This window comes from Nonomuraea sediminis, from assembly GCF_018531495.1.
GTDB classification, from domain to species: Bacteria; Actinomycetota; Actinomycetes; order Streptosporangiales; family Streptosporangiaceae; genus Nonomuraea; species Nonomuraea sediminis.
Map to the genome: position 1 here is coordinate 929,426 of NZ_JAHDTI010000002.1, position 22,494 is coordinate 951,919.

Here is a 22,494-nt window from a genome sequence, read left to right on the forward strand (position 1 = left end):
ACCCAACAAGAACTCAGATGCCAGCTCGAAACCTCAATGCCAGACTCTTCGAATGGCCGGAGCAGATCTCAGCGAGCCCGAGTACCTTCGCCACATTGAGCACCTGGCCCGCGAGCTGGTGAACGCAGCAGCAGACGAAGGCTGGCTCACCTACGGCGATCAGTTGACGCACCTGACGCCGCTCCAGCGTGCGGTCACCCAGATAGCCCACCAGATCCGCCACTACCACTTCGACGGAGACGGATGCATCGCCCCGGAGCTACCTCCAATGAGGCTCGCCGGCACCGTCGTCCTCAAACCGGACGCCGTCCCCCTGGGGATGGAAGGCACTTACGCCGAAATCTGTACCCGCCTGGGAGTCGAACCGCGGCCCGAAGGATGGGCCATCTGGAACACCTGGGCCTCAGACGGACAGCCCATCTCGATCATCGTGGTCGACCTGGACGGGACCGAAGGCGTGCTGATGAACTGGACGCGAGGCATCGAGGTCTACCCGGTCATCCCAGTCCCCGCCCAGGTGGTACTGGCCCGGCAAGGATGGGTCGAGCCTATGACGCTGTCTCCGTTCAGCGTGCGAAAGCTCGGCACCAACCGGCCCATCTACTGGCCACCCCCCCAAACCCAGAGGCCTTCGGCGGGGGCGATCCGGCTCCAGAATGAGGAGGCCTCAAAGCCATAGGTCTCGGGGGGTGAGGTGGAAGCCTGATCACCCGCCGCCATCGCCCAGGACGAGCCGAGCAGACCAGCGCCAGACGCCAAGGTCGTTCGTCCAGTGGGTCGCTCCACCTCGCCCCCTGGCCCTGGCCCGCTCCCTTGGCGGATGGGACGGTGGCGACGGGGTGATCAGGCAGGGGAAGCGTGCGCGTCTGCGCGGAATCGGGGCTTGACCGCGTGCTGGTTGCGTGCCCGATGGGGCGGTGATCAAGGGGGTCACAGGGCATTACGGGAACGCGATCAGTGCGATGATCTGGGTCTATGCAGGTCGGGCAAGATCGGCAGGCGTCTTTGCAAGCAGGAAGTCCTATACGGGAGTCGCCTTTGTGGGAGCTACGGTTTCATTTCAGGTCGGCTGTCGCCCTGCAGACCGGTCCGCCGCAACTCTTCAACTATTGGCCACAACGGACTGTCCCGATCAACGTTGTCGATGTCGACAGCCTGGTCTTTTCGAAGATTAGTGCGGCCGACTCGTCGTCTTTCTCGACCCGCGCCGTGATCGATCGATTTATCATTCCTGGGGCGTCGCGGCTCGCCAGATAGAATCCGGCTGCGAGTGTCAGGGACGCGCCAGAGATGAGCGCCAGCCATCGGCGCCGTGCCCGTCTGGACCGGGGCCGTAGCGGTGCTTCCTTGACCACGTACTCCTCCAACACGCGTGAGCAGGTCTGGGGTTCACATGCAAGGGAATGAAAACGATCTATCACCCTACCTTGCCTATGGATCAAGTCCAGCGGCCTGTGAGCCAGCACTTCAGGATGCAAACGGCTCATTGCGCGGTTGCTCCCAGTTGCAGTTCTAGTTGCAATCCAACGCCGTACATGCCGTTCCAGATGGACCAGCCGCACCCATTGGTCCAGGTTGAACCAATCGGGACGGCCATGATCCGAGCTGCTAATGCGGAGGGGGCACTTCTCCCCCACGCTTCCCTACGATCGCCTTGCGGTGGACGATCGCCGTACAGGGTCGGGGGCGATCCGGCGCTTCGTTCCTCGGCAGCGGCTCACTGAGTGTCGCGATGGAGCGTGGCGATACTGCAACGCGTACTGCAACAGCCACATACGCCCCCGCACGTCGACGCTCCCGGGCACCCGCTGGCGTCGCGCTGCAGGGCCTTGATCATGGGATGGATGGTCCTGATAAGGAAGAGGTCCCAGGTTCATGTCCTGGTAGCCCCACTCCACTGCTCAGCGAAAAGGCCGCTATCCGCTCTCGGAGAGCGGCCTTACCGTTCCGGATCATGTCTCAAGAGCCGCTCGCGGGCCGGCGATCGAACCTATGCTCGCCTCCATGATTGTTTGGCTCAATGGGACGTTCGGCGCAGGCAAGACAACCACGGCAAAAGAGCTCGTTCCTCTCATTCCTGATGCTCGGTTCTTTGACCCTGAACAGGTCGGCGGCATGCTGACGACCGTCTCGGACCTTCCCAAGCTCGGCGACTTCCAGCATTGGCCCCCATGGCGCGGTCTTGTCGTGGAGGCCGCTTCGCAACTGCTCGACTACGTCGGCGGCGTTCTGGTCATGCCGCAGACCGTCCTCGTCGAGACGTACTGGCAGGAGATCAGCGCCGGTCTCCGGAATGCTGGAATTCCCGTTCATCACTTCGTTCTGCACGCCGACCAGGGCACTCTTACTCGTCGGATCGAAGGGGATGCTGAGATGGGGATCAGCCAGTGGCGTCTTGATCACCTGTCGGCTTATCGCGACGCGTTCTCCTGGCTCAGTCGTGAAGGTGAGGTCATCGACACGACGGAGATCCCGCCGTCCCAGGTGGCCAAGACTATTGCGGCCAGTCTTGGCCGTGCAGGCTTGGTCTCAAAGATTGATCCATGACCACCGCGCCTCTCTAAGATCGGTCCCTCGGTAGGTGACCTGGAGAGGCGGGCGATATGGCCGGTGTGGTGCTGGTTCACGGTTTGTATCACCAGCCTGAGCACTTTGCGCACGTGGCAGAGGGCTTGATCACGCCGTTCCAGTTGGAGGCGTCGGCGAAGCCGCCGTGCACCAGGACGATCGTGGGCTTGGCCGTATCGGCCATCGCGGCTGCGGAGGGTACCGTGAGCAGCGCGGCGGCCAGGCCGCTCGCGGCGGCGGCGAGCGCGACGCGGCGCGGTAATGCGGTGTGGGAATTCATGGTTGTCTCCAATGCCAGGAGCGGCGCGCGCTTTCGGTACGCCGCCGCCCCAGGTTGGGTGGGATCGTCAGGCGGCGGCTTGGCGGATGAGGTCGGCGACCGCGGCGGGCTGGGAGACGTAGACGGCGTGGCTGCCGATGACCTCGACGACGGACGCTCCGGCGCGCTCGGCCATGGCCCGCTGGGCCGGCGGCGGGATCATGCGGTCCTCGGTGGCGACGAGGTACCAGGTCGGCTTGTGCCGCCAGGCCGGTTCGGTGACCGTACCGCCGAGGGCGTCCACGCCCCAGGGGACCTGGGAGTCGGCCATGAACGCGGCCACCTGGTCGGGCAGGTCGGCGGCGAACGAGCCGTGGAACTTGTCGCGGTCGAGGAAGAGGAAGCCCTCCGCGGGAGGGAGGATGGGCGGCACCGGCGCGCCGGGCGGCGGGTCGGCGATGAGGGTGTTGACCGACTCGCCCTTGTCGGCGGCGAAGGCGGCGATGTACGCGAGCGACGCGACGTTGGGGTGGGTTCCGGCTTCGCTGATGACGACCCCGCCGTAGGAGTGGCCGACCAGGACGGCCGGGCCGTCGAGGGTGTCCAGGACCCGGCGGGTCACCGCGGCGTCGCCCTCCAGCGACAGCGTGGGGTTCTGCACGACGTAGACGCGGAAGCCGTCCCTGGTCAGCTCGTCGTAGACGCTCTGCCAGCCGGATCCGTCCACGAAGCCACCGTGCACGAGCACGATGTTCCTGATGGTGGTCATGGTCGCTCCTGACCTGGATGGACAGGCCCGACGCCTGTCCCTGCGCGCTCAATCCAAGTCGGGCGCGAGAGGCCGGACCATGCAGAACAGCACGCAGAAATGTCAGGCGAGATCGCGGCAGCGGCTGCTCGCCTCGGCGTCGCCGATGGCCTCGTACACCTCGGCCGCCCGCGCGTAGGCCTGACGGCTCTCGCCAGCCCGGCCCTCGTCGGCCAGCAGGGCGGCCAGTGTCTCCAGGGAGCGGGCCTGCGGGGCGGGCAACTGAGCCTGCTCCATGAGACCGATCGCCTCGGTGAGCTTGTTGATCGCTTCGGCCCGGTGGCCGAGCGATCCCACACATTCGCCGACCCGGGCGAGCGCGATCGGCCGGATGAACGCCGCGATGCTCGGCGTCACCCCCGACTGGTCGTCGTTCAGCAGGGCCCACAGGTCGAGGTACTGCTCCAGTGCCTCGGCGTAGCGTCCGGCGTCGCGAAGGCAACTGCCGACGGCGCCCAGACACTGGCAGTACATATCGATGTCGCCATTGGCCTTGTACATCTCCGCTGCCTGGGTTCCCGCCGCGGTGGCCTCTTCGAGCCGTCCGAGTCTTCGAAGCGCGCCTCCCGCGTTGTAGTGGGCCAAGGCGATCTGCTCCGTGGAGCCACTTCGGGTGGCCAGGTCCATCGCCTGGGCCGTGTACCGCAGCGCGGTCTCCGGGTCGTCTTTCGGCAGCAGATGGACCCAGGCCAGCAAGTTCAGCTGCGAGGCCTGCCGGGCCGGGTCGCCCAGGGCGGCGGCGGCCTCGGCACCGAGGGTGAAGACCTCGTGCCAGTGCGGCGCGTGCATCCACCGGTCGGAGAACCAGTGCATCGACTCGGCGCAGTCCAGGACGACGGAGTGCCGGCCGCTGCGGGCCGCCATCCGGAGCGCGCCCAGCCAGTTGTCCACGTTCGCGCGCAGCCAGCGGTCGGCTTCCTCCTGGGAGGACGGGTCGGCGTCAGGTCGGTGGTCAGGTTCGAACCATCGCCCGGCGGAGGTGGCCATCCGTACGAGCCACGAGGTCGTCGTCTTGGTGAGCGTGTCGCGGTCGGCGGCGGTCTCCTCGGCGTGCAGCCGATCCCGGGCGAACAGCCGTACCAGGTCGTGGAACCGGTAGCGGCCCGACGTGCTGTCCTGCAGCAGGCCGAGGTCGACGAGCTCGTCGAGGGCGTCCCAGGCGTCCTCGATCGAGGTCCCGCCGACAACCGCGGCCAGAGCGGCGTCGAAGTCGTGGCCGGGTATCAAGGCCAGCCGCCGGAAGATCCGCCGTGCGGCGTCCGCGAGCTGTGCGTAGGACATCTCGAAGGCGGTGGCGATCTCGAGGTCGCCGGCTTTGAGCTGGCTGAGGCGGCGTTCCTCGTTCGTCATGCGGGCGGCGAGTTCGGCGGGGTCCCATTCGGGGCGGCTGACCAGCCGGTTGCCGATGATCCGCAGCGCGAGCGGCAGGCCGCCGCACAGCTGCGCGAGCTCGGTGAGCGCCGGTCCGCCGCGCTCTCCCAGGATCCCGGTCAGCAGCTCGGTGGCGTCCGGCAACGGTAAGGGTCCCAGGCTCAGCCTGCGTACGCCCTCCAGCCCGGCCAGCAGCCGGCGGCTGGTCACCAGGGCTCCGCTTGCGCCACCACCAGGAAGCAGCGGGCGGATCTGCTCCTCCGCGGCGGCATTGTCGAGCACGACCAGAACCCGCCTGTCCCGCAGCATCGACCGGTACAACGAAGCACGCCCGGGGACGTCCTGCGGTATCTGCTGTTCCGCGGCACCGAGCGCCCGAAGCAGCCGTGCCAGCGCCTCCTCGACGGCGAGGGGTTGCGGGGACATGCCGAACAGGTCGAGGAAGAACGTCCCGTCAGGGAAGCTCGGCCGCAGGCCATGGGCGGCGCGTACGGCGAGCGTGGTCTTGCCCAGACCGGCGGGGCCGGTGATGAGCTCCACCCCGGCGACGCCCGGCGAGGCGTCGGCGTGCAGCAGATCGCCCATCCAGGCCAGTTCGGCGGTCCGGCCGGTGAAGTCGTCGATGGATCCGGGGAGCTCGCACAGGCCGCTGGGGCGGGTCCAGTGATCCCGCAGGCGGCCGTCCCGCGCCAGTTCGATGAGCTCTTCGCGGGCGGCCTCGTCGAGAGAGAGCGCGTCCGCGATCGCCGTGACGGTCCTGTGCTGCGGTCCCTTGCTGTGCCCGCGCTCCATGTCCGACAGGGTTCGGGCACTGACCGCTGAGGCCTCGGCGAGCTGTTCCAGGGTCAGGCGCGCCGCATGCCGGTGGCGACGCAGCAACTCCGCGAAGCTGGTGACGATGGGACGGCTCCTTCTCCGCGCTGGAACGGTGCACGCGTAACATTACGGCCGAATCTCCGGAAGGTCCCGAAGCTGCCGGCGTGAGGTGAGCCCGAGCTTGCGGAAGATGTTGCGCAGGTGCGCGTCGACGGTACGGGGGCTGAGGAAGAGCGTGGCGGCGACGTCCTTGGAGGTCGCGCCGCCCGCGACGAGCCGGGCGATGTGCACCTCCTGCAGGGTGAGCTGCTCACCGCCGGGCGAGGTACGGCTGCGCGCGTGCTCGCCGGTGCTGCGCAGCTCACCCGCGGCCCGCCTGGCGAAGGCCTCGGCGCCCAGCTCGGACAGCTGCTCGTGAGCGAGCCTGAGCTGCTCACGGGCGTCCCTGCGCCGTCCTTCCCTGCGCAGCCACTCCCCGTAGAGCAGGTGGGCCCGGGCCCGGTGGACCGCCATCGGGGTGGCTCGCAGGTGGTCGACGGCTTCGCGGTAGCCGTCCTCCTGCCCGGTGACGAGGGCGCGGCAGTAGGCCTCGACGCCGAGGGCCCACGCGCTTCCGCTGACCTGGGTACGTGCGGTCAGCTCTTTCAGGGTGGAGGCGGCCAGCTCGGGCTGTCCTGAGCGGACGGCGGCCTCGATCAGCTCGGGCAGGGCCAGCCCGGACAGGCCGAGGTCGCCGTGGCCGACAGCTCGGCGGGCCGCTTCCAGGGCGGTGGGGTAGTCGGCCAGGCCGTTGTGGAGGACCGCCGAGGCCCACTGCACGCTGAGGCTCATCTGCGGAGGCACGGCGTCGAAGAGGGCGACGGCCTCGTCCCGCCGTCCGCGCAGGGCGGCCAGGTGGAGGCGCGGATAGATCAGGGGAGCCGCCCCGGTGGCCGAGGCGATGGCCTCCTCCTCCGAGATCATCTCGGCGGCCCGGCCGAATTCGCCCAGGTGCGCGGACAGGGCGGCGAGCATCGCCAGGCCGATGGGCACGAGGTGGAAGGAACCCGACTCGCGTCCCGCGGTCACGACCCGCTCCGCCGTACCGCGCATCGCGTCGAAGTCCCACAGCTCCACGGCCAGCATGTAGGCGAGCGTGGGCCGGGCCGCCCACACCTCGTCGCCGACCTGCCGCACGATCGGCCGCAGCAGTTCGACGGCGGGGGTGACCAGGCCGTCGAAGACCGCGTCGGTGCTGGTTCCCGTGCCGGGCGGCGCGCTCCGGGCGGCGGCGACGATGGCGTCCAGGTCGCCGATCAGGATGCCCATCTCCATCGCGTCCAGGTAGCACGCTCGCGACCGTGCCGGGTCGGTTGCGGCCAGCCGTTCGGCCGCGTGCAGGAGGTAGGCGGTCGGCTTCTCGTCGCCGCGGTGACGGGCGAAGGAGAGCCGCCCGCGCAGCACGTCGAAGCGCGGATCGTCGCTCTCCACGCTGCTCAGCAGGTCGGCTGCCACGTCGAAGGCGCCGGCCGCGAGCTTGGCCTGGGCCGCGGCCAGTACCCGCTCGGCGCGCAGGCCGGGAGTGATCGTCAGCGCCGCCGAGCGCTCCAGGAAGGCCGCCGCGGCGGCGATCCCGCCCCGCGCCTGGGCCCGCGCGGCGGAGGCGTCGAGCTCGGCGGCGATCTCCTCGTCCGGGCCGGTCGCCGCCTGGGCCCGGTGCCAGGCCCGACGGTCCGGCTCGGCGATCGGATCGGTCGCTTCAGCCAGTACGGCATGCGCCTGGCGGCGTTCCCGGTCCGTGGCGGCGGCGTAGACGGCGGAGCGCGCCAGCGGATGACTGAAGCGGATCCGGGTACCGAACTCGACCAGCCCGCCTGTGTGGTCGACCGCCTCGGAGGCGATGCCCAGCCGCTCGGCGGCCCGCCACAGCAGTCCTGGGTCGCCCATCGGCTCGGCCGCCGCCACGGTCAGCAGGATTCTGGCCTGCTCGGGAAGGGCCTGCAGCCGGGACTGATAGCTCTGCTCGATCACCGTCGGCACGTCGAACCCGCCCGCCAGGCCCGCGAGTCCCGCGGTTCTCGGCAGCTCGAGCAGCGCCAGCGGGTTGCCTCTCGCCTCGGACAGGATGCGGTCGCGGACCCGCTCGTCCAGCGGAGCCTGTACGGCTTGCGCGAGCAGGGCCCGGGCCTCGCCCTCACCCAGCCCGCGCAGCACCAGCTCGGGCAGTTCGGCCAGCTCGGCCAGGCCCGGCTCGCGTACGGCGAAGACCATGGCGATCCGTTCGGCGGCGATGCGGCGGGCCAGGAAGGCCAGGGTCCGGGCGGAGGCCTGATCCAGCCACTGGGCGTCGTCCACGATGCACAGGATCGGCCGCTCGCGCAGCCACTCGACCAGCAGGCCCAGCGTGGCTACGCCGGTCAGGAGGGGATCCGGCGTGCCGGTGTCGAGTCCGAACGCCACCTCCAGGGCCTTGCGCTGCGGTGGGCCCAGGTCCCCTGTCCGGCCCAGGAGCGGCGTGCAGAGCTGGTGGAGCGCGGCGTAGGGCAGCTCCATCTCGAACTGCGTGCCGGTGGCCCTGATGATCAGGAACTCGGTCGCGGCCCGCGTCGTCTGCCGCAGCAACGCGGTCTTGCCGATGCCGGGCTCCCCTTTGACGACGACGGCGCCGCCCTGCCCCTGCCGTGCGGCATCGAGCAGAGCGGCGAGTCGGGTGGTCTCGCGGTGGCGACCGATCATAAGCCGATAATTTAGGACATTTCTGCCGTTTCCTTCAGCCGGGCGAGCCAGGAGGTCAGCGACGCCTCCAGCGCGGCCTGCATGCCCTCCACGTCCGCCCGGACCGGCTCGCCGTCCCACGACTCCTCGGTGTGCACGTGCACCACGCCGTCCTCCTCGCGGAAGGTCCACAGGTGCAGGCCGGTGATGCCGTGCGCGGGCCCGCCCCACAGGATGCGGACCCCGGGCTCCACCTCCTGGACGGTGGAGGCGATGTCGAGGCCGAAGGTGCTCCAGTGGAACACCGCGCCGGGGACCAGCGGGCCTTCGGCGGATGCGGAGGTGATGTCGCTCTGCCAGGAGGGCCAGGCGTTGACGTCGGTGTGCAGCTGCCAAACCCGCTCCAGCGGGGCGTCGATGACGATGTCGAGACTGACGACGACGGGGGCGTTCACTTGCTGTCCTCGATCCAGTGTCCGTGGATGCCGGCGGGCACCCGGCGGGGGAGTTCTACGGTGGCGACGGTCGTCAGGTCGGCGGCGTCCAGCACGAGCAGCTGGGAGGCGTCGGCCTTGACGTCGCTGACGACGGTGAGCAGGTAGCCGTCGTCCTCGTTGTTGCTGGCGGCGGCGGGCACGAAGACGGCTTCGCCGGGCATGCGGTGCTCGCCGTGCGAGAACAGCCGCTGCTCGCCGGTCACCGCGTCGTACTTGGCGGTGTGGTACCCGGACAGGCCCGCGCCGGGGAAGGCGATGGCGTAGCTGTAGCGGTTGGTGATGCCGGTGTGGGCGTCGTTGATCGCCGGGAACTCGACGTTCAGGTTGTCCAGGGCTTCCTCGGTGGCCTTGCCGGTGGCCGGGTCGAGAATCCAGCGGTGCATGGTGGCGCCGGACAGCGGGCTGACGCCGTACGCGGGCGCCCCCACCCACCACTTCCACGACGTCTCCCACCCGGAGCGGTCGAAGCGCGGACCTTCGAGCACCACGCGCCCGTGGGCGTCCACGTAGGAGTTGCTGACGTGCAGCAGGGTGCCCTGCTCGGCCTCGAACCAGGTCACCCGGTCGGAGTTGCGCGGCATGACGCCGATGCGGAACGGCACGTCGTCGTGCCAGCGGTAGGGAATCCCCGACTGCTCGGCGTGGTCGAAGACGACCGGCGAGCACATGAAGACGGCGTGCTCGGCGGTGATCGCGAAGTCGTGCATGAGCGAGGGGCCCGCTCCGTCGACGATCTGAGTGCGGACGATCTGGCCGGAGGCGTCGGCGACGTGGTAGGTCAGGTACGGCGGGAAGGGGCTGTAGCTGAAGAAGTGCAGCTCTCCGGTGACCGGGTCCTCCTTCGGGTGGGCGGTCATCGCGCTGGTCAGCTTGCCGCCGAAGTCGTAGACGCCGATCGTGTCGAGCTCGGCGCTGACCTCCCAGGGCAGGTTGGCCTCCTGCAGGGCCAGGTAGCGACCGCCGTGGAAGATGATGTTGGTCGCCGCCGCGGAGACCTCCAGCTCCGTGCCGTGGAAGGGCACCCCCTCCAGGTACGGCGTGCGGACCCACCGGTTGCGGTACCACTCGGCCTTCCCGCCGGCCAGGCGGATGCCGTGGATCATGCCCTCGCCCTTGAACCAGTGGGTGGGGGTGACGCCGGGCTTGGGGTTGTGGCCGTTGCGGAAGTAGCGGCCGTTGAGCTCGGGCGGGAGCGTGCCGTGCACGGTGAGCTCGCGGGCGGTGATCTCGTCGGTGACGGGCGCGTAGTGCCCGGTCAGGTACGGCTTGGCGAGGTCGTTCACGATGATGCCTTTCCGATCGAGAGGATCGCGATGAGGAGGGTGATGCCGGCGCAGGCCAGGAAGGCGCCGCCGTAGGTCGGAAGGAGGGTCAGGACGGACAGGCCCACTGCGCCGCCGACCTGCCGGGTGGCGTTGACCAGCCCACCGGCCAGTCCGCTGTCGCCGGGTGCTACCCCGGACGACGACCAGCCGGTGAGGCGGACGAAGGCGACGCCGAGGCCTGCGCCGATGAGCAGCGACGGCACGATCAGCGCGCCGGTGAGCCCCATCCAGGCCAGGCCCGCGGCCAGCGCGAGAAGGCCGAGCGGCAGTACGGCACGGCCGCGCAGTTTCCCGGTCGCCCAGGACGAGACGGTGATCATCAGGGCCAGCGGAAGCTGGGACAGCCCGGTTTCCAGCGGGGTGTAGCCCAGCTCCCGCTGCTGGTAGAGCGGCAGGAAGTAGAACAGGCCCAGCCAGACCGCGCCGAGCAGCGCCATCAGCAGGTTGGGCCGGGCGACCACCGCCATCCGCGCGGGCAGCAGCGGGTCCGTCGAGCGGCGCTGGAGCACCGCGAACCAGACCAGCAACGCCAGTCCGGCCGGTATGGCGGGCTTGAAACCGGTCAGCCCGAAGGTGAACGTGACCAGCCCGGCCACGAGTGTCGCCGTGCCCGGCAGGTCGAGCCGCCCACCGCGCGGCACGTCCGCGGGCACCAGCCGCCAGGTGGCCACCAGGACCGCCAGGGCGAAGGGCGCGAGCACGGCGAAGACCGCGCGCCAGCCGTACAGGTCTGTCAACAGCCCGCTCAGCAGCACGCCGGCCGCGCCGCCCGCACCGGAGACCGCGCCCCACACGCCGAGCGCCCTGCCTCCGGGGAAGAGCCGCAGGACCAGGGCCAGGGCGGTGGGGGCCAGCAGTGCCGCTCCCAGTCCCTGGACGGCACGCGCGGTGATCAGGAGCGGCGCGTCGCCGGCCAGGGTGGCGCCCAGGCTGGAGAGGGTGAACAGGCCGGTGCCGATCAGGAAGACGCGGCGCAAGCCGTACAGGTCACCGATTCTCCCGCCGGGAAGCAGGAGCGCGCCGAAGACCAGGACGTAGGCGTTGACCACCCAGGCCAGGGCGGACGGCGACAGGCCCAGGCCGGCGCGGATCTGCGGGAGGGCCACGTTCACGATCGACGTGCTGAGCACGACGAGGAACTGCGCGGTGGCCAGTGCGGCCAGGCCTGCGGTCCGGTGGAGCGTGGTGCCGTTCATGGCTCCAAGGTCGCAGCCGGGCCGGGGCATTCGCGTCGGTAGTTTTCGCCTATCCCGTAGGTACCTACGCCGTCGGGGGAGATTTCGGCTCGATCACTGCGTCGCTCAAAAGCCGCAAAATTTCATTCTGTAGAGATTGATGAAGAGAACTTTCAGGTCTATCTTCATGATCGACCGGACTCCCGCGCGCGGTCAACTGAGCGTCCCCGTATCCCCCCCAATACGCACCTGCTCAGAGAGGCAATCATGCCCGTAACCAGGCCGACGACCCTCAAATCCGCGATCTCTGTCCTGTTATGCACGCTGGCGGCGGTACTCATCCCCCAGGCCGCCTCAGCGCAGGACACCCAGGCCAGATCCCTCTCCCACAAGAGCCCCTTCAACTGCGGAAAGACCTTCTACGCCAACAACTGGTATCCAGGCCACAACCCGTCAGGCTCCATCGACTGGCAGAACTACGGCGGCGACGACATCAACGGCGAAACCGTACGCGCCACCGCCGCGGGTACCGCGTATTTCTACGACGCCGGAAGCACCAGCTATGGCCAGTGGATCGAAATCCGGCACAGTGATGGCACCCGCACCCGCTATGCCCACCTCGCGACCATGGTCCGGTCGGCCGGCAGCTCCCTGAGCGTCGGCCAGGGCACCGCCATCGGCACCGTGGGCGCGACGGGCGGCGCCACCGCACCTCACCTCCACTACGAACAGCGCACCTCCACCGGCGCGATGGACACCAGTCCGACCGTGGACGGCGTCACCGTCTCCCTGGGCGAGAAGAAGGCCGTCACCAGCACCAATGCCTGCAGCGGCAACCCCTACACCCCCGAGGAGGTCTGCGGGAGCGGCTACTCCGTCATCGACTCCGCCGGGCTCAGCGGTGGCACGACGTACCTGCTCTACAACTCGGGTAACGGCTACAACTGCGTCGTGACCCTGAAGTCCACCAACCTCGGCACCGACACCGCGGTGTCCGCCTTCCTGGAACCGCAGGGCGAAAGCCGTACCACCGACTCGGGCAACTACGGCTACTACGCCGGACCCGTCCGGCGTGACGCGGCCAACCAGTGCGTCCGCTGGGGCGGCTCGGTCGGCAGCAGCTCCTACACCAGCCCCTTCGAACACTGCGGCTGACCCCACCCCAAAGGCCACTTCCGCACCCCGGAAGTGGCCTTCACCCTTCCCCGACCCCCCGAGCCTTGAGAGCAAGGGCGAAGAGGTCCCAGTTCTTGCCCGTCGCCCGCTCCCATGCCTTGGCGGGCACGTAGGCGAGTGCCTCCAGCTCCGGCAGGTCCTCGTCGGTCCGACGGAGGCCAAGTCGCTGCATGGCGTTGTAACGCTGTACCTCGGGGACGTCAGCCAGGGTGTCCGGATCGTGCACGACCCGTTCGAAGGTCTCGCGGCCCAGGCCGATCAGCCACATGCGGAAGTAGCAGACGCTGTCGTCGCCGCCGGTCAGGTACAGGGCGTTCGACGCGCCGGCCAGCAGGTTCGTGTCCGCGCGGCTGTCGGCTTCGTACAGCCACGCCTTGAAGTCGACGATGTCGTCCGCGGGACGCTGCATGAGGCGTTCCTCGAGCCATCGCAGGCGTGCTTCCTTCCCGCCGGGCACCCCGGCTGACTCCTCGATCAGGTGCCAGAACTCGTCGACGTCCATGGGAGGTGATCGTGGCAGCGGGCTGTGGCAAAAGGGGGCTTTTAGACTGTGGGGGTGATCGAGTTGGGGTCGCGGGAGCGTAAGCAGCCGCCGCCTCCGCGCGTCGTGTGGGGGAGTCTGAGCGATCCGCGGCGGGCGGGGGTGCGGCAGTGGCTGGAGTTGCGGCCCGACGAGGTCGAGCCGCGCGTCCTGCGGGCGGTGGAGCCGGAGCTCGTGGTCTGGTCGTCGCTGTGGCCCGACAGGCCCGATGACGAGATCCGGTTCGACATCCGGCCGGCGCAGGACGACGGCTCCGCGTTGCGGTGGACGCTGCTGACCCCGGGGGAGGTGCCCGGTCCTGGCGTGCTCGGCCGGATGCGGTATCGGCTCAACTTCCTGATCAACGCGCAGCTCCGTTACTCCTACGGCCAGTGAGACGCGCCGGTGGTTAACGGGCGGCGTCCAGTGAGGCGGCCACGGCGGCGGCTCGGGCCGCGGCGGCCTTGACGACGGGGTCGTCGGTGAGGTGCTCGCCACACCTGGTGGCGATCTGGTGGACGCGTTCGCACAGGACCGTCCAGGCCGCATCCCGCCACGGCACCACGTTGCCCAGGGGGTAGTACATCTCGAAGGCGGGGCCTGCCGTACGGCCCTCATGCGCGGGGCCGGCGGGGCGGCGGGTGAGGGCCGTGCCGAGAGGGCGCAGCACACCGGCCATCATCGTGATCGCGCCGCCCACCAGGGTCTCGAGCTGCTCCTGCGTCTCGTCGGTGTGGGTGAAGAAGCGGGTCAGCATCCACAGGATCGCCTCGTAGGCGAGGTTGCACAGCTCGGCCAGGGCCAGCGTATCCGCGTCGCCGATGATCGGCTGAGGTTCCTGCACGTCGAACGGCTGGCGGGTGAAGGCGCCGAGCGCCGGGTGGGCGGGCTCGAAGGAGGGGTCGGCGGCGCGCAGCGCGGTGTACTCCTCCCAGATCTTCAGGAAGCGGCCGTAGTGTGCCTCCTTCCAGTCGCCCTGCGCACCCTCGCCCTGCTCGATGATCTCCTCGATGGCGGCACGGGCGGACTTCAGGTCGGTCACCGCCACCATTTCCGGCCAGCGGAACAACTCGGGCGTGGCCTGCGCCTTGGGCGAGCCGCAGAACACCTGCTCCTCGCCCACCGCGGCGACGAGTGCGGTCAGACCGTCCTGGATACCGCGATAGAGATGGCCGACGGTCTCGAAGTCCTGCACGCGGGGGAAGATCTCGCCGGGGGCGACGGGCTCGGGCGGCAGCTCACAGGAGATGAAACCGGCCGCGTCCGCGCGCTGCATGCCCTCGGGGCGCTCGAGGAAGAGAAAGTGGGTCAGCGCGTCCTCGCCGAAGGGCAGCAGCCGCAACTGCACCGACGGCGGGAACACGCCGCACGCCTGCGGGAAATTGGGCCGGCCGAAGATGGGCGCGGCGCCGATGGCCGACATCAGGTTGGCCACCAGGGCCAGGTGCAGCATCTCCTGTACGGCGATGCCGTGCAGCTCCGCGCGCCAGCGCTCCACCGCGGCCTGCTGCTCCTCGGTGAGCCCCTCGGTCTTGAGACTGAACTCGGCGAACAGGTACTGGCACATGATCATGTGCTCGAGTTGCGAGGCCTGGGCGAGCAGGTACCAGACGTGCTCGCGGTGCTCGATGACGATGGGGGGTTCGGTCATGATTACAGAGTTACACAAAAAGCGACAATGGCGAGGACGCTATCCGTTTCCCGACATCAGGCTTGCGCGGCGCGGATAGTGGCGGGCGTCGCGCCGCTCCTAGGCTCGGCCGCATGTCGGAAATCCAGCCCTTCCACATCGACGTTCCCGACGCCGACCTCGACGACCTGCGCGACCGGCTGCGCCGCACGCGCTTCACCGGCGAGCTGCCTCCAGGCCAGGACCCCTGGGAGTACGGCGTGCCCGTCGACTACGTGCGCGACCTGGTGGAGCACTGGCGAGACGGGTTCGACTGGCGCGCGGTCGAGGCCAGGTTGAACGCCTACCCGCAGTTCACCACCGAGATCGACGGGCAGACCATCCACTTCCTGCACGTGCGCTCGCCGCAGGCCGGCGCGATCCCGCTGATCCTCACCCACGGCTGGCCCAACACGTTCGTCGAATACGTGGGGCTCATCGCCGAGCTCACCGCGGGCGGCTTCGACGTGGTCATCCCGTCGCTGCCCGGCTTCGCCTTCTCCGGCCCCACCCGCGAGCGCGGCTGGAACGCCGAGCGCACCGCGGCCGCCTGGGGCGAGCTCATGCGCAGGCTCGGCTACGACCGGTACGGCGTGCACGGCAACGACGCGGGCGCCATCGTCGCCCCGATCCAGGGCAGGCTGAGCCGCGAGCACGTCATCGGCGTGCACGTCACGCAGATCTTCTCCTTCCCCAGCGGCGACCCCGGCGAGATGGAGGGGATCTCGCCGGAGGACCTGCAGTATCTGCAGTTCCTGCAGTCGTTCGTGAGCCACGCCGTGCACGACAAGGTGCAGGAGGAGCAGCCGCAGACGATCGCCCACGCGCTCGCCGACTCCCCAGCCGGCCAGCTGGCCTGGAGCGGCCAGTTGTTCGGCGACGCGCTCAGCAAGGACGACATCCTGACCAACGCCACGATCTACTGGATCACCAACACGGCCGCCTCGGCCGCCCGCTTCTACTACGAGAACAAGCGGATGAAGCCGGACACCGAGCCGACCACGGTCCCCATGGGCCTGGCCAGCTTCGCCTACGACTTCCGGCCGCTGCGGCGCTTCGCCGAGCGCGACCACGCCAACATCGTGTCCTGGAACGAGTACGACCGGGGCAGCCACTGGTCCGCCCACGACGCGCCCGACCTGCTCGTCGCCGACATCATGGAGTTCTTCCGCGAGCTGCGCTGAGACGACAGGGTCAGCGGGTGAACCAGTCGCGGGCCAGGGCGGCGACCTGTTCGAGAGCGCCGGGTTCCGCGAACAGGTGGGTGGCGCCGGGGACGATCTCCAGCCGGCTCTCGCACCGCAGCATGCGCTGGGCGGCACTGTTCAGCTCGAGCACCTGCTCGTCGTGGCCGCCGACAATGAGCAGGGTGGGCGCCGTCACGAAGGGCAGGCGCTCGCCGGCCAGGTCGGGGCGCCCGCCGCGGGAGACGACGGCGGCGATGTCGCTGCCGGGCTCGGCGGCGGCCCAGAGCGCCGCCGCGGCGCCCGTGCTCGCCCCGAAGTAGCCGATCCGCGCCGACGGCGACCGCTCGCGCAGCCACCCGGTCGCCTGGCGGAGCCGCTCGCCGAGCAGGCCGACGTCGAACACGTTGCGCCGGTCCGCCTCCTCGGCGGGGGTCAGCAGGTCGAACAGCAGGGTCCCCAGCCCGGCGGCGTGCAGTTCGTCGGCCACGTAGCGGTTGCGCGGGCTGTGCCGTCCGCTTCCGCTGCCGTGCGCGAAGACGACGACCGCCTCGCCGCCCTTCGGATCGACGAGGGTCCCCGGCAGCCGCATGGCTCCGGCCGGTACTTCGACCTCGTGCTCCACACTCCACCCCTGCCCGTGACGGGGGATCGACTAACCGAGACCTAGTCCTGGGCGGCTCGGCGCAGGAGCCGTTCGAGGCTGTTGAGGGCCTGGTCGGCGTCGGTGTCGGCGCGGCGGGAGATGGCGATGTCCACCAGCGGCGCCGGCGGCAGGCCGTACGGCTCGGGGTCGACGAGCGTCCCGCGCGGGACGTTGTCCACCAGCAGCGCGCCGAGGCCGATCCCCGCCGTGACGGCCGCCTGGACCGCGTAGACGCTGGTGCTCTGGAAGGCGATCCGCCACGCCCGCCTGTGCCGGCCGACGGCGTCGAGCAGCGGCTGCCGCCACCGGCACGGCTGGGAGAACACCACCAGCGGCAGCGGATCGGCCGCCAGGTCCACGCCGGGAGCGCAGGCCCAGGCCAGCGGCACCCGCCGCTGCCAGCGCAGCGAGGCCTCCGGCATGGCGGCGGGATCACCGAACACCAGGTCGAGCCGCCCGCGATCGGCCAGCCGCCGCAACGACGCCGCCGAACTGACGATCACCTCCAGCTCGACCCGCGGATGCAGCGCCGCGAAGTCGGCCAGCGCCGCGGGGAACGTGGTGATCGCCAGGTCCTCGAGCAGCCCGATCGTGCGCCGCCCCGACGGCTCGGCGCCGGGCCCGGCGATGGAGGTGCGGGCCTCGTCGTGCAGGGCGAGCATGCGCTCGGCGTAGGCCAGCAGGGTCTCGCCCGCCGGGGTCAGCCTGGCGCCCTGCGTGTCACGCAGCAGGATGCGCTCGCCCGCGGCCCGCTCCAGGCGCTGGATGCGCTGGCTGACCGCGGGCTGGCTGAGGTTCAGCACCGCCGCGGCGCGGGTGATGCTGCCGGCCCGGACGGTCGCCGCGAAGGACCGCAGGTCGGCGATCTGGAAGTCCATAAGTATTGATTATGCAGCACACGTGAATATCGCCGTTCTCAATGATCAAGGCCCTGCCTAGGCTGGCCGCATGACCGGCTACCACCACGTCGACGTCTTCGCCGACCGGCCCTACACCGGCAACAGCCTGGCCGTTTTCGTCGACCCGCCACCCCTGGACGACGACCGGCTGGCCGCGATCACCAGGGAGCTGCGGCACTTCGAGACCATCTTCGTGACCACCGGCGACCCGGTGCGGGCGCGCGTCTTCGACCTGGTCGAGGAGCTCGACTTCGCGGGCCATCCGGTCCTGGGCGCGGCGGCGGTCCTGCACGAGCAGGCGCCCGGGTCCGGCGAGCGCTCCTGGACCTTCGCCCTGCGCGCCGGGACCGTCCGGGTGACCACCCGCTCCTCCTCCGAGGGCCGGGTGTCGGCGCTGATGGACCAGGGGGCGCCCGAGGTGATCCCTGCGGACGTCGACCGGGGCGAGATCGCCGCCGCGCTCGGCCTGCGGCACCTCGACGACGCGCTCCCCCTGGAGATCGTCTCGACCGGTCTGCGCTACCTGATCGTGCCCGTCCGCGACCTCTCCGGCGCCCGCATCGTCCACCCCGACTTCGGCGCTCTCCTCGCCTCGTACGGCGCGCAGTACGCCTACCTGCTCGACGCCTCGGCCCCGGAGGGCAGGCACTGGAACAACGACGGCGTCGTCGAGGACGTGGCCACCGGCAGCGCCGCCGGCTGCGTGGCCGCCTACCTGCTACGCCACGGCCTGGCGGCCGACGGCCAGGAGGTGGCCCTGGCGCAGGGCCGCTTCACCGGCCGGCCGAGCCGCATCGCCATCACCGCCTACGGCACGCCCGGACGTGTCGAACGGGTCACCGTGGGCGGGAACGTGTCGTTCGTCGGCACCGGGACCCTGCGGGAGCTGCCGTGAAGCTCTACGGTCCCGACGTCATCGGGCGGGCCGTCGACCTGCCCGACCTCATCGAGCCGGTCTCCCGGGCACTGGCCGACTTCAGCCTCGGGCTCGGGCAGGCGCCGCTGATGGTGTTCGCCCCGGCGGGGGAGCAGGGCGACGTGCACGTCAAGGCCGCCTGGCTGCCCGGGCGCCGGTACTTCACCGTCAAGGTCGGCACCTGGTTCGCCGCGGGCGACCCGCCGAGCGGCGGTTACATCGCCGTCCACGACGCCGCGACCGGCCTGCCGTACGCGCTGCTCTTCGACGACCACCGGCTGACCGACCTGCGGACGGCCGCGGCCGGCGCGGTGGCGACCCGGCTGCTGGCCAGGCCGGACGCCACGACGCTCGCCGTGCTGGGCACGGGCGTGCAGGCCCGGCTGCAGGCGCTGGCCGCCCGCGCGGTGCGGCCCGTCGAGTCGGTGGTCGTCTGGGGTCGCTCGCCTCGCGCCGCGCTTTCGCTGCGCGAGGCGCTGCTCGGCGAGTTCGCCTCGGTGACCGTCGCGCCCGACCCCGAGCAGGCGGTACGGCAGGCCGACGTGATCGTGACCGCCACCGCCGCGCGGAGCCCGATCCTGCGGGGCGCCTGGCTGCGCCCCGGCCAGCACGTCACGGCCGTGGGCGCCGACGACCTGACCAAGGCGGAACTGGATCCCGCCTGCTTCCACCGGGCCGACGTGCTCGCGGTCGACAGCCGCCGCGACACGCCCGCCATCGCGGGCGACCTGAACGCGTCAGGAGCCGAGCCCACGGCCGAGATCGGCGAGATCATCCTGGGCCGTCACCCTGGCCGCGTCGACGAGCGCCAGCTCACCGTGGCCAAACTCATCGGCCTCGGCGTCCAGGACCTCGCCGCCGCGGAGACCACCCTGCCCCTGCTCGAAGAAGCCCCCTCATGATCGCCCGCACCTGGACGGGCCAGGTGCCCCTACGCCACGCCGACGCCTTCCACGACCACCTCCTGGCCACGGGCGTCGCCGAGGCGGCGGCGACTCCGGGCTTCCTGGGGGCGCAGGTGCTGCGGGCCGAGACCGAGTTCCGGTTGATGACCTACTGGAGCTCGTGGGAGGCGATCCGCGCCTTCGCCGGGCCTGACCCGCACAGGGCGGTCCTGTACCCCGGCGACGCCGCCTTCGAGCTGGTCCCCTCGCTGGTCGTCGAGCACCACGAGGTCACTCACAGGGTGGGGGCGTGGTGAACGTCGCGATCACCGGCGGGCGCGTCGTCCCTGTGGACGGGCCGCCGATCGAGCAGGGCACCGTGGTCGTGGCAGACGGCCGGATCGCCGAGGTCGGCACCCGGGTCCCTGAGGGGATCCCGGTGATCGACGCGCGCGGGCGGTGGGTGCTGCCCGGGTTCGTCGAGGCGCACGCCCACCTGGGCATCGGCGAGGAGGGCGAGGGTGACGTCGGCGAGGACCTGAACGAGGCGGGTGAGAGGAACGGCGCGCGGCTCCGCGCCCTGGACGCCGTCAACCCGGCCGACTCCGGGTTCGGCGACGCCCTGGCGGGCGGGGTGACCACCGCGGTCGTGCTGCCGGGCTCGGCCAACCCGATCGGCGGCCAGGCCGTGGCGATCAAGACGTGGGGCGTGATCGCCGACGAGATGGTCGTGCGGGACCCGGTGGGCGTCAAGAGCGCGCTGGGGGAGAACCCCAAGAAGGGCCAGGGGCGGACCCGGCTCGGCACGGCGGCCGCGATCCGCGACGCCTTCGTCCAGGCGCGCGCCTACACCGGCCGGCCGTACGATCCTGGGCTGGAGGTGCTGGCCAGGGTGCTGGCGGGGGAGTTGCCGTGGTGCCAGCACGCCCACCGGGCCGACGACATCGCCACGGCGGTGCGGCTCAGCGAGGAGTTCGGCTACCGCCTGATCGTCCACCACGGCACCGAGGCCCACCTGCTCGCCGAGCGCCTGGCCGCCCGGGGCGTCCCGGTGGTCAGCGGGCCCCTCATCAGCGCCCGCACCAAGCCAGAACTGCGCCACCGCACGGTCCGCAGCCCCGGGATCCTCGCCCGGGCGGGGGTGCGGGTCGCCATCACCACCGACCACAACATGGTCCCCGTCCAGTACCTGGCACTGCAGGCCACGCTCGCGGTCAAGGAGGGCATGGACCCGCGGGCGGCGCTCGAATCGATCACGCTCAACCCGGCCGCGATGTTCGGCCTGGACGACCGGGTCGGGGCGCTCAAGCCCGGGTTGGACGCCGACATCGTCATCTGGTCCGGCGATCCGCTGGACGTCATGAGCCGCCCTGTCCGGGTCCTGATCGGCGGTCGCGAGGTCTACCAGGCCTGACGTATGCGTACATCGTGCGCTCTTGCGTACGCCTATCCTTGAGCGCACGGTGTTCGCATCGAGAGGACGCCGTACTCGGAAGGGCTTAACGATGCAACGTCACCCACGTCGCTGGTGGATCCTGGTTGTGATGTGCCTGAGCACGCTGGTGCTGGTGATCGACAACATGGTGCTGACCGTCGCGATCCCGCCGCTGACGGCGGACCTCGGCGCCGACGCGTCGGACACGCAGTGGATCCTGGATTCCTACATCCTGGTCTTCGCCGGGCTGCTGCTGACCGCCGGCAGCCTGTCGGACCGCTTCGGCCGCCGCAGGATCATGGTCATCGGGCTGGTGCTGTTCGGAGCGGCCTCGCTGGCCGCCAGCTTCGCGGCGGATCCCGTCCAGCTGATCGCCGGCAGGGCGGTGATGGGCATCGGCGGCGCGCTGATCATGCCGAGCACGCTGTCGATCCTGATCACCGTCTTCGACGACGAGGAGCGGCGCAAGGCCATGGCCGCGTGGAGCGCCGTGGCGATGCTCGGCCTGATCGGCGGCCCGGTGCTGGGCGGCGCGCTGATCGCGTGGTTCTGGTGGGGCGCGGTGTTCCTGATCAACGTGCCGGTCGCCGTCGTGGCCATCGTCGCGGCGCTGGTGCTGATGCCCGAGTCCAAGGGGCCGCAGACCAAGGCCGACCCGATCGGCGCCCTGCTGTCCGTCGTCGGCATGGTCGCCCTGGTGTGGACCATCATCGAGGCACCGCACGGCCTTCCCGTCGCCGCCCTGGTCATCGCCGTGGTCGCGCTGGCCGCCTTCATCGCCTGGGAGCTGCGCACCCCGCACCCGATGGTGCCGCTGAGCCTGTTCCGCAAGCGCAACTTCTCCGGCGGCAGCCTGTCGCTCACCCTGGTCCAGGTCGGCAACGGCGGCCTGCTGCTCGTCCTCACCCAGTACCTGCAGTTCGTGCTCGGCTACACGCCCACCCAGGCCGGGCTGGCGTTCCTGCCGATGTTCGTGGCCTCGCTGGCCTTCAACGGCCTCGGCGCGAGCCTGGGCGCCAAGGTGGGCAACCGGATCATGATCGTCGCGGGCATGGGCGTCATGGCCGGCGGGTTCGGCCTGCTGGCCACGCTGTCCACCGGCTCCGGCACGCTGATCACCTCGATCGCCCTGTTCGTCCTGGGCGCCGGCGGCGGCCTGGCGATGCCCGCCGCGATCGCCGCCCTCATGGGCACCATCCCGGCCGAGCACGCCGGCGTCGGCTCCGCGCTCAACGACACGATCCAGCAGGCGGGCGCCGCCCTCGGGGTCGCGGTCCTGGGCAGCCTCCTGGCCGCCGGCTACTCGGCCGCCATGCCCGCCGCCGCGCCCTCCTCGGCCAGGCGTTCCATCGGCGACGCCCTCGCCCTGGCCGACCCCGGCCTCGCCCAGGCCGCACGCCAGGCCTTCGCCACGGCGATGTCCAGCGCCTTCACCATCAGCGCCGTCGGCGTCCTGGCCGCGGCCATCCTGGGCCTGGTGCTCGTCCGCGACCACAAGAACACCCAGACCGCCGAGCCCGAGAACATCCCCGCCGCCGCCTGACCCGCATCCCCCGGCCGCTGATCCCACCCTCAGGATCAGCGGCCTTCTGCGATCCACCGTCGGCCTGGACGCCCTGGGATCAGCTCGCCGCGGAGTGAAGTGCTCCGGA

21 protein-coding genes are annotated in these 22,494 nt (G+C 70.5%); 10 read left to right on the plus strand and 11 right to left on the minus strand.

Annotated features, from left to right (window positions below; genetic code table 11):
* Nucleotides 1-52 precede the first annotated feature (52 nt).
* Complete coding sequence (locus tag KIK09_RS12480; protein WP_214319126.1) at nucleotides 53-679, plus strand: hypothetical protein; 627 nt, start codon at nucleotides 53-55, stop codon at nucleotides 677-679.
* 1,325 nt (nucleotides 680-2,004) lie between these two features.
* Nucleotides 2,005-2,547 carry a P-loop nucleotide/nucleoside kinase family protein gene (locus tag KIK09_RS12485; protein ID WP_214319127.1) on the plus strand — a complete coding sequence of 181 codons (543 nt, stop codon included), beginning with the start codon at nucleotides 2,005-2,007 and terminating at the stop codon, nucleotides 2,545-2,547.
* An 88-nt stretch (nucleotides 2,548-2,635) separates the two neighbouring features.
* Here KIK09_RS12485 and KIK09_RS12490 read toward each other — a convergent pair whose 3' ends face one another.
* The 7 genes from KIK09_RS12490 to KIK09_RS12520 all read right to left on the minus strand — a co-directional run bounded on the left by KIK09_RS12490 (nucleotide 2,636) and on the right by KIK09_RS12520 (nucleotide 11,534).
* On the minus strand, nucleotides 2,636-2,848 hold the full coding sequence (locus KIK09_RS12490) for a hypothetical protein (protein ID WP_214319129.1): 213 nt from the start codon (nucleotides 2,846-2,848) through the stop codon (nucleotides 2,636-2,638).
* A gap of 67 nt (nucleotides 2,849-2,915) precedes the next feature.
* Nucleotides 2,916-3,596 carry an alpha/beta fold hydrolase gene (locus tag KIK09_RS12495; protein WP_214319131.1) on the minus strand — a complete coding sequence of 227 codons (681 nt, stop codon included), beginning with the start codon at nucleotides 3,594-3,596 and terminating at the stop codon, nucleotides 2,916-2,918.
* Between the two features lie 102 nt (nucleotides 3,597-3,698).
* The gene (locus KIK09_RS12500; protein WP_214319133.1) at nucleotides 3,699-5,885 is read right to left on the minus strand and encodes an ATP-binding protein; all 2,187 of its coding nucleotides are present in this window, start codon (nucleotides 5,883-5,885) and stop codon (nucleotides 3,699-3,701) included.
* A 63-nt stretch (nucleotides 5,886-5,948) separates the two neighbouring features.
* Nucleotides 5,949-8,537 (minus strand): AAA family ATPase, encoded by a 2,589-nt coding sequence (locus tag KIK09_RS12505; RefSeq protein WP_214319135.1) that lies wholly within the window; start codon nucleotides 8,535-8,537, stop codon nucleotides 5,949-5,951.
* 11 nt (nucleotides 8,538-8,548) lie between these two features.
* Complete coding sequence (locus KIK09_RS12510; protein WP_214319136.1) at nucleotides 8,549-8,971, minus strand: SRPBCC family protein; 423 nt, start codon at nucleotides 8,969-8,971, stop codon at nucleotides 8,549-8,551.
* Nucleotides 8,968-10,296 (minus strand): carotenoid oxygenase family protein, encoded by a 1,329-nt coding sequence (locus tag KIK09_RS12515; protein ID WP_214319138.1) that lies wholly within the window; start codon nucleotides 10,294-10,296, stop codon nucleotides 8,968-8,970. Before KIK09_RS12515 ends, KIK09_RS12510 begins: the two co-directional genes overlap by 4 nt.
* A complete protein-coding gene (locus KIK09_RS12520) occupies nucleotides 10,293-11,534 on the minus strand; it encodes an MFS transporter (RefSeq protein WP_214319139.1) in 1,242 nt (413 codons plus the stop codon). Before KIK09_RS12520 ends, KIK09_RS12515 begins: the two co-directional genes overlap by 4 nt.
* A gap of 246 nt (nucleotides 11,535-11,780) precedes the next feature.
* Here KIK09_RS12520 and KIK09_RS12525 point away from each other — a divergent pair, with 246 nt between their 5' ends.
* Nucleotides 11,781-12,668 carry a M23 family metallopeptidase gene (locus KIK09_RS12525; protein WP_214319141.1) on the plus strand — a complete coding sequence of 296 codons (888 nt, stop codon included), beginning with the start codon at nucleotides 11,781-11,783 and terminating at the stop codon, nucleotides 12,666-12,668.
* 40 nt (nucleotides 12,669-12,708) lie between these two features.
* Here KIK09_RS12525 and KIK09_RS12530 read toward each other — a convergent pair whose 3' ends face one another.
* A complete protein-coding gene (locus tag KIK09_RS12530) occupies nucleotides 12,709-13,191 on the minus strand; it encodes a DUF4240 domain-containing protein (protein ID WP_214319143.1) in 483 nt (160 codons plus the stop codon).
* A 54-nt stretch (nucleotides 13,192-13,245) separates the two neighbouring features.
* Between KIK09_RS12530 and KIK09_RS12535 the strand changes: the two genes are divergently transcribed.
* Complete coding sequence (locus tag KIK09_RS12535) at nucleotides 13,246-13,605, plus strand: hypothetical protein (RefSeq protein WP_214319145.1); 360 nt, start codon at nucleotides 13,246-13,248, stop codon at nucleotides 13,603-13,605.
* Between the two features lie 13 nt (nucleotides 13,606-13,618).
* On the opposite strand, the gene KIK09_RS12540 is transcribed toward KIK09_RS12535, so the two are convergent.
* Entirely contained in the window at nucleotides 13,619-14,860 is a 1,242-nt protein-coding gene (locus KIK09_RS12540) for a ferritin-like domain-containing protein (RefSeq protein WP_214319147.1), read from the minus strand.
* A 113-nt stretch (nucleotides 14,861-14,973) separates the two neighbouring features.
* Here KIK09_RS12540 and KIK09_RS12545 point away from each other — a divergent pair, with 113 nt between their 5' ends.
* Nucleotides 14,974-16,062 carry an epoxide hydrolase family protein gene (locus tag KIK09_RS12545; protein WP_214319148.1) on the plus strand — a complete coding sequence of 363 codons (1,089 nt, stop codon included), beginning with the start codon at nucleotides 14,974-14,976 and terminating at the stop codon, nucleotides 16,060-16,062.
* Nucleotides 16,063-16,072: 10 nt separating this feature from the next.
* On the opposite strand, the gene KIK09_RS12550 is transcribed toward KIK09_RS12545, so the two are convergent.
* Both KIK09_RS12550 and KIK09_RS12555 read right to left on the minus strand, forming a co-directional pair.
* Entirely contained in the window at nucleotides 16,073-16,687 is a 615-nt protein-coding gene (locus tag KIK09_RS12550; protein ID WP_308164049.1) for a dienelactone hydrolase family protein, read from the minus strand.
* A 41-nt stretch (nucleotides 16,688-16,728) separates the two neighbouring features.
* Nucleotides 16,729-17,586 (minus strand): LysR family transcriptional regulator, encoded by an 858-nt coding sequence (locus tag KIK09_RS12555; protein ID WP_214319149.1) that lies wholly within the window; start codon nucleotides 17,584-17,586, stop codon nucleotides 16,729-16,731.
* Between the two features lie 70 nt (nucleotides 17,587-17,656).
* Between KIK09_RS12555 and KIK09_RS12560 the strand changes: the two genes are divergently transcribed.
* The 5 genes from KIK09_RS12560 to KIK09_RS12580 all read left to right on the plus strand — a co-directional run bounded on the left by KIK09_RS12560 (nucleotide 17,657) and on the right by KIK09_RS12580 (nucleotide 22,385).
* Nucleotides 17,657-18,502: a PhzF family phenazine biosynthesis protein gene (locus tag KIK09_RS12560; RefSeq protein WP_214319150.1), complete on the plus strand. Its 846-nt coding sequence runs from the start codon at nucleotides 17,657-17,659 to the stop codon at nucleotides 18,500-18,502.
* On the plus strand, nucleotides 18,499-19,425 hold the full coding sequence (locus KIK09_RS12565; protein ID WP_214319151.1) for an ornithine cyclodeaminase family protein: 927 nt from the start codon (nucleotides 18,499-18,501) through the stop codon (nucleotides 19,423-19,425). The genes KIK09_RS12560 and KIK09_RS12565 overlap by 4 nt, the downstream gene beginning before the upstream one ends.
* Nucleotides 19,422-19,724 (plus strand): antibiotic biosynthesis monooxygenase family protein, encoded by a 303-nt coding sequence (locus KIK09_RS12570; protein WP_214319152.1) that lies wholly within the window; start codon nucleotides 19,422-19,424, stop codon nucleotides 19,722-19,724. Before KIK09_RS12565 ends, KIK09_RS12570 begins: the two co-directional genes overlap by 4 nt.
* On the plus strand, nucleotides 19,721-20,821 hold the full coding sequence (locus tag KIK09_RS12575; protein ID WP_214319633.1) for an amidohydrolase: 1,101 nt from the start codon (nucleotides 19,721-19,723) through the stop codon (nucleotides 20,819-20,821). The genes KIK09_RS12570 and KIK09_RS12575 overlap by 4 nt, the downstream gene beginning before the upstream one ends.
* A 130-nt stretch (nucleotides 20,822-20,951) precedes the next feature.
* A complete protein-coding gene (locus KIK09_RS12580) occupies nucleotides 20,952-22,385 on the plus strand; it encodes an MFS transporter (RefSeq protein WP_250572911.1) in 1,434 nt (477 codons plus the stop codon).
* The last annotated feature ends 109 nt before the right edge of the window (nucleotides 22,386-22,494 follow it).

Excerpts from the sequence above, each read along its gene's own strand:
- KIK09_RS12530 (WP_214319143.1), bottom strand. The coding sequence starts at position 13,191 with ATGGACGTCGACGAGTTCTGGCACCTGATCGAGGAGTCAGCCGGGGTG.
- KIK09_RS12505 (WP_214319135.1), bottom strand. The coding sequence starts at position 8,537 with ATGATCGGTCGCCACCGCGAGACCACCCGACTCGCCGCTCTGCTCGAT.
- KIK09_RS12560 (WP_214319150.1), top strand. The coding sequence starts at position 17,657 with ATGACCGGCTACCACCACGTCGACGTCTTCGCCGACCGGCCCTACACC.
- KIK09_RS12580 (WP_250572911.1), top strand. The coding sequence starts at position 20,952 with ATGTGCCTGAGCACGCTGGTGCTGGTGATCGACAACATGGTGCTGACC.
- KIK09_RS12555 (WP_214319149.1), bottom strand. The coding sequence starts at position 17,586 with ATGGACTTCCAGATCGCCGACCTGCGGTCCTTCGCGGCGACCGTCCGG.
- KIK09_RS12540 (WP_214319147.1), bottom strand. The coding sequence starts at position 14,860 with ATGACCGAACCCCCCATCGTCATCGAGCACCGCGAGCACGTCTGGTAC.
- KIK09_RS12525 (WP_214319141.1), top strand. The coding sequence starts at position 11,781 with ATGCCCGTAACCAGGCCGACGACCCTCAAATCCGCGATCTCTGTCCTG.
- KIK09_RS12485 (WP_214319127.1), top strand. The coding sequence starts at position 2,005 with ATGATTGTTTGGCTCAATGGGACGTTCGGCGCAGGCAAGACAACCACG.
- KIK09_RS12490 (WP_214319129.1), bottom strand. The coding sequence starts at position 2,848 with ATGAATTCCCACACCGCATTACCGCGCCGCGTCGCGCTCGCCGCCGCC.
- KIK09_RS12570 (WP_214319152.1), top strand. The coding sequence starts at position 19,422 with ATGATCGCCCGCACCTGGACGGGCCAGGTGCCCCTACGCCACGCCGAC.
- KIK09_RS12520 (WP_214319139.1), bottom strand. The coding sequence starts at position 11,534 with ATGAACGGCACCACGCTCCACCGGACCGCAGGCCTGGCCGCACTGGCC.
- KIK09_RS12480 (WP_214319126.1), top strand. The coding sequence starts at position 53 with ATGGCCGGAGCAGATCTCAGCGAGCCCGAGTACCTTCGCCACATTGAG.
- KIK09_RS12545 (WP_214319148.1), top strand. The coding sequence starts at position 14,974 with ATGTCGGAAATCCAGCCCTTCCACATCGACGTTCCCGACGCCGACCTC.
- KIK09_RS12495 (WP_214319131.1), bottom strand. The coding sequence starts at position 3,596 with ATGACCACCATCAGGAACATCGTGCTCGTGCACGGTGGCTTCGTGGAC.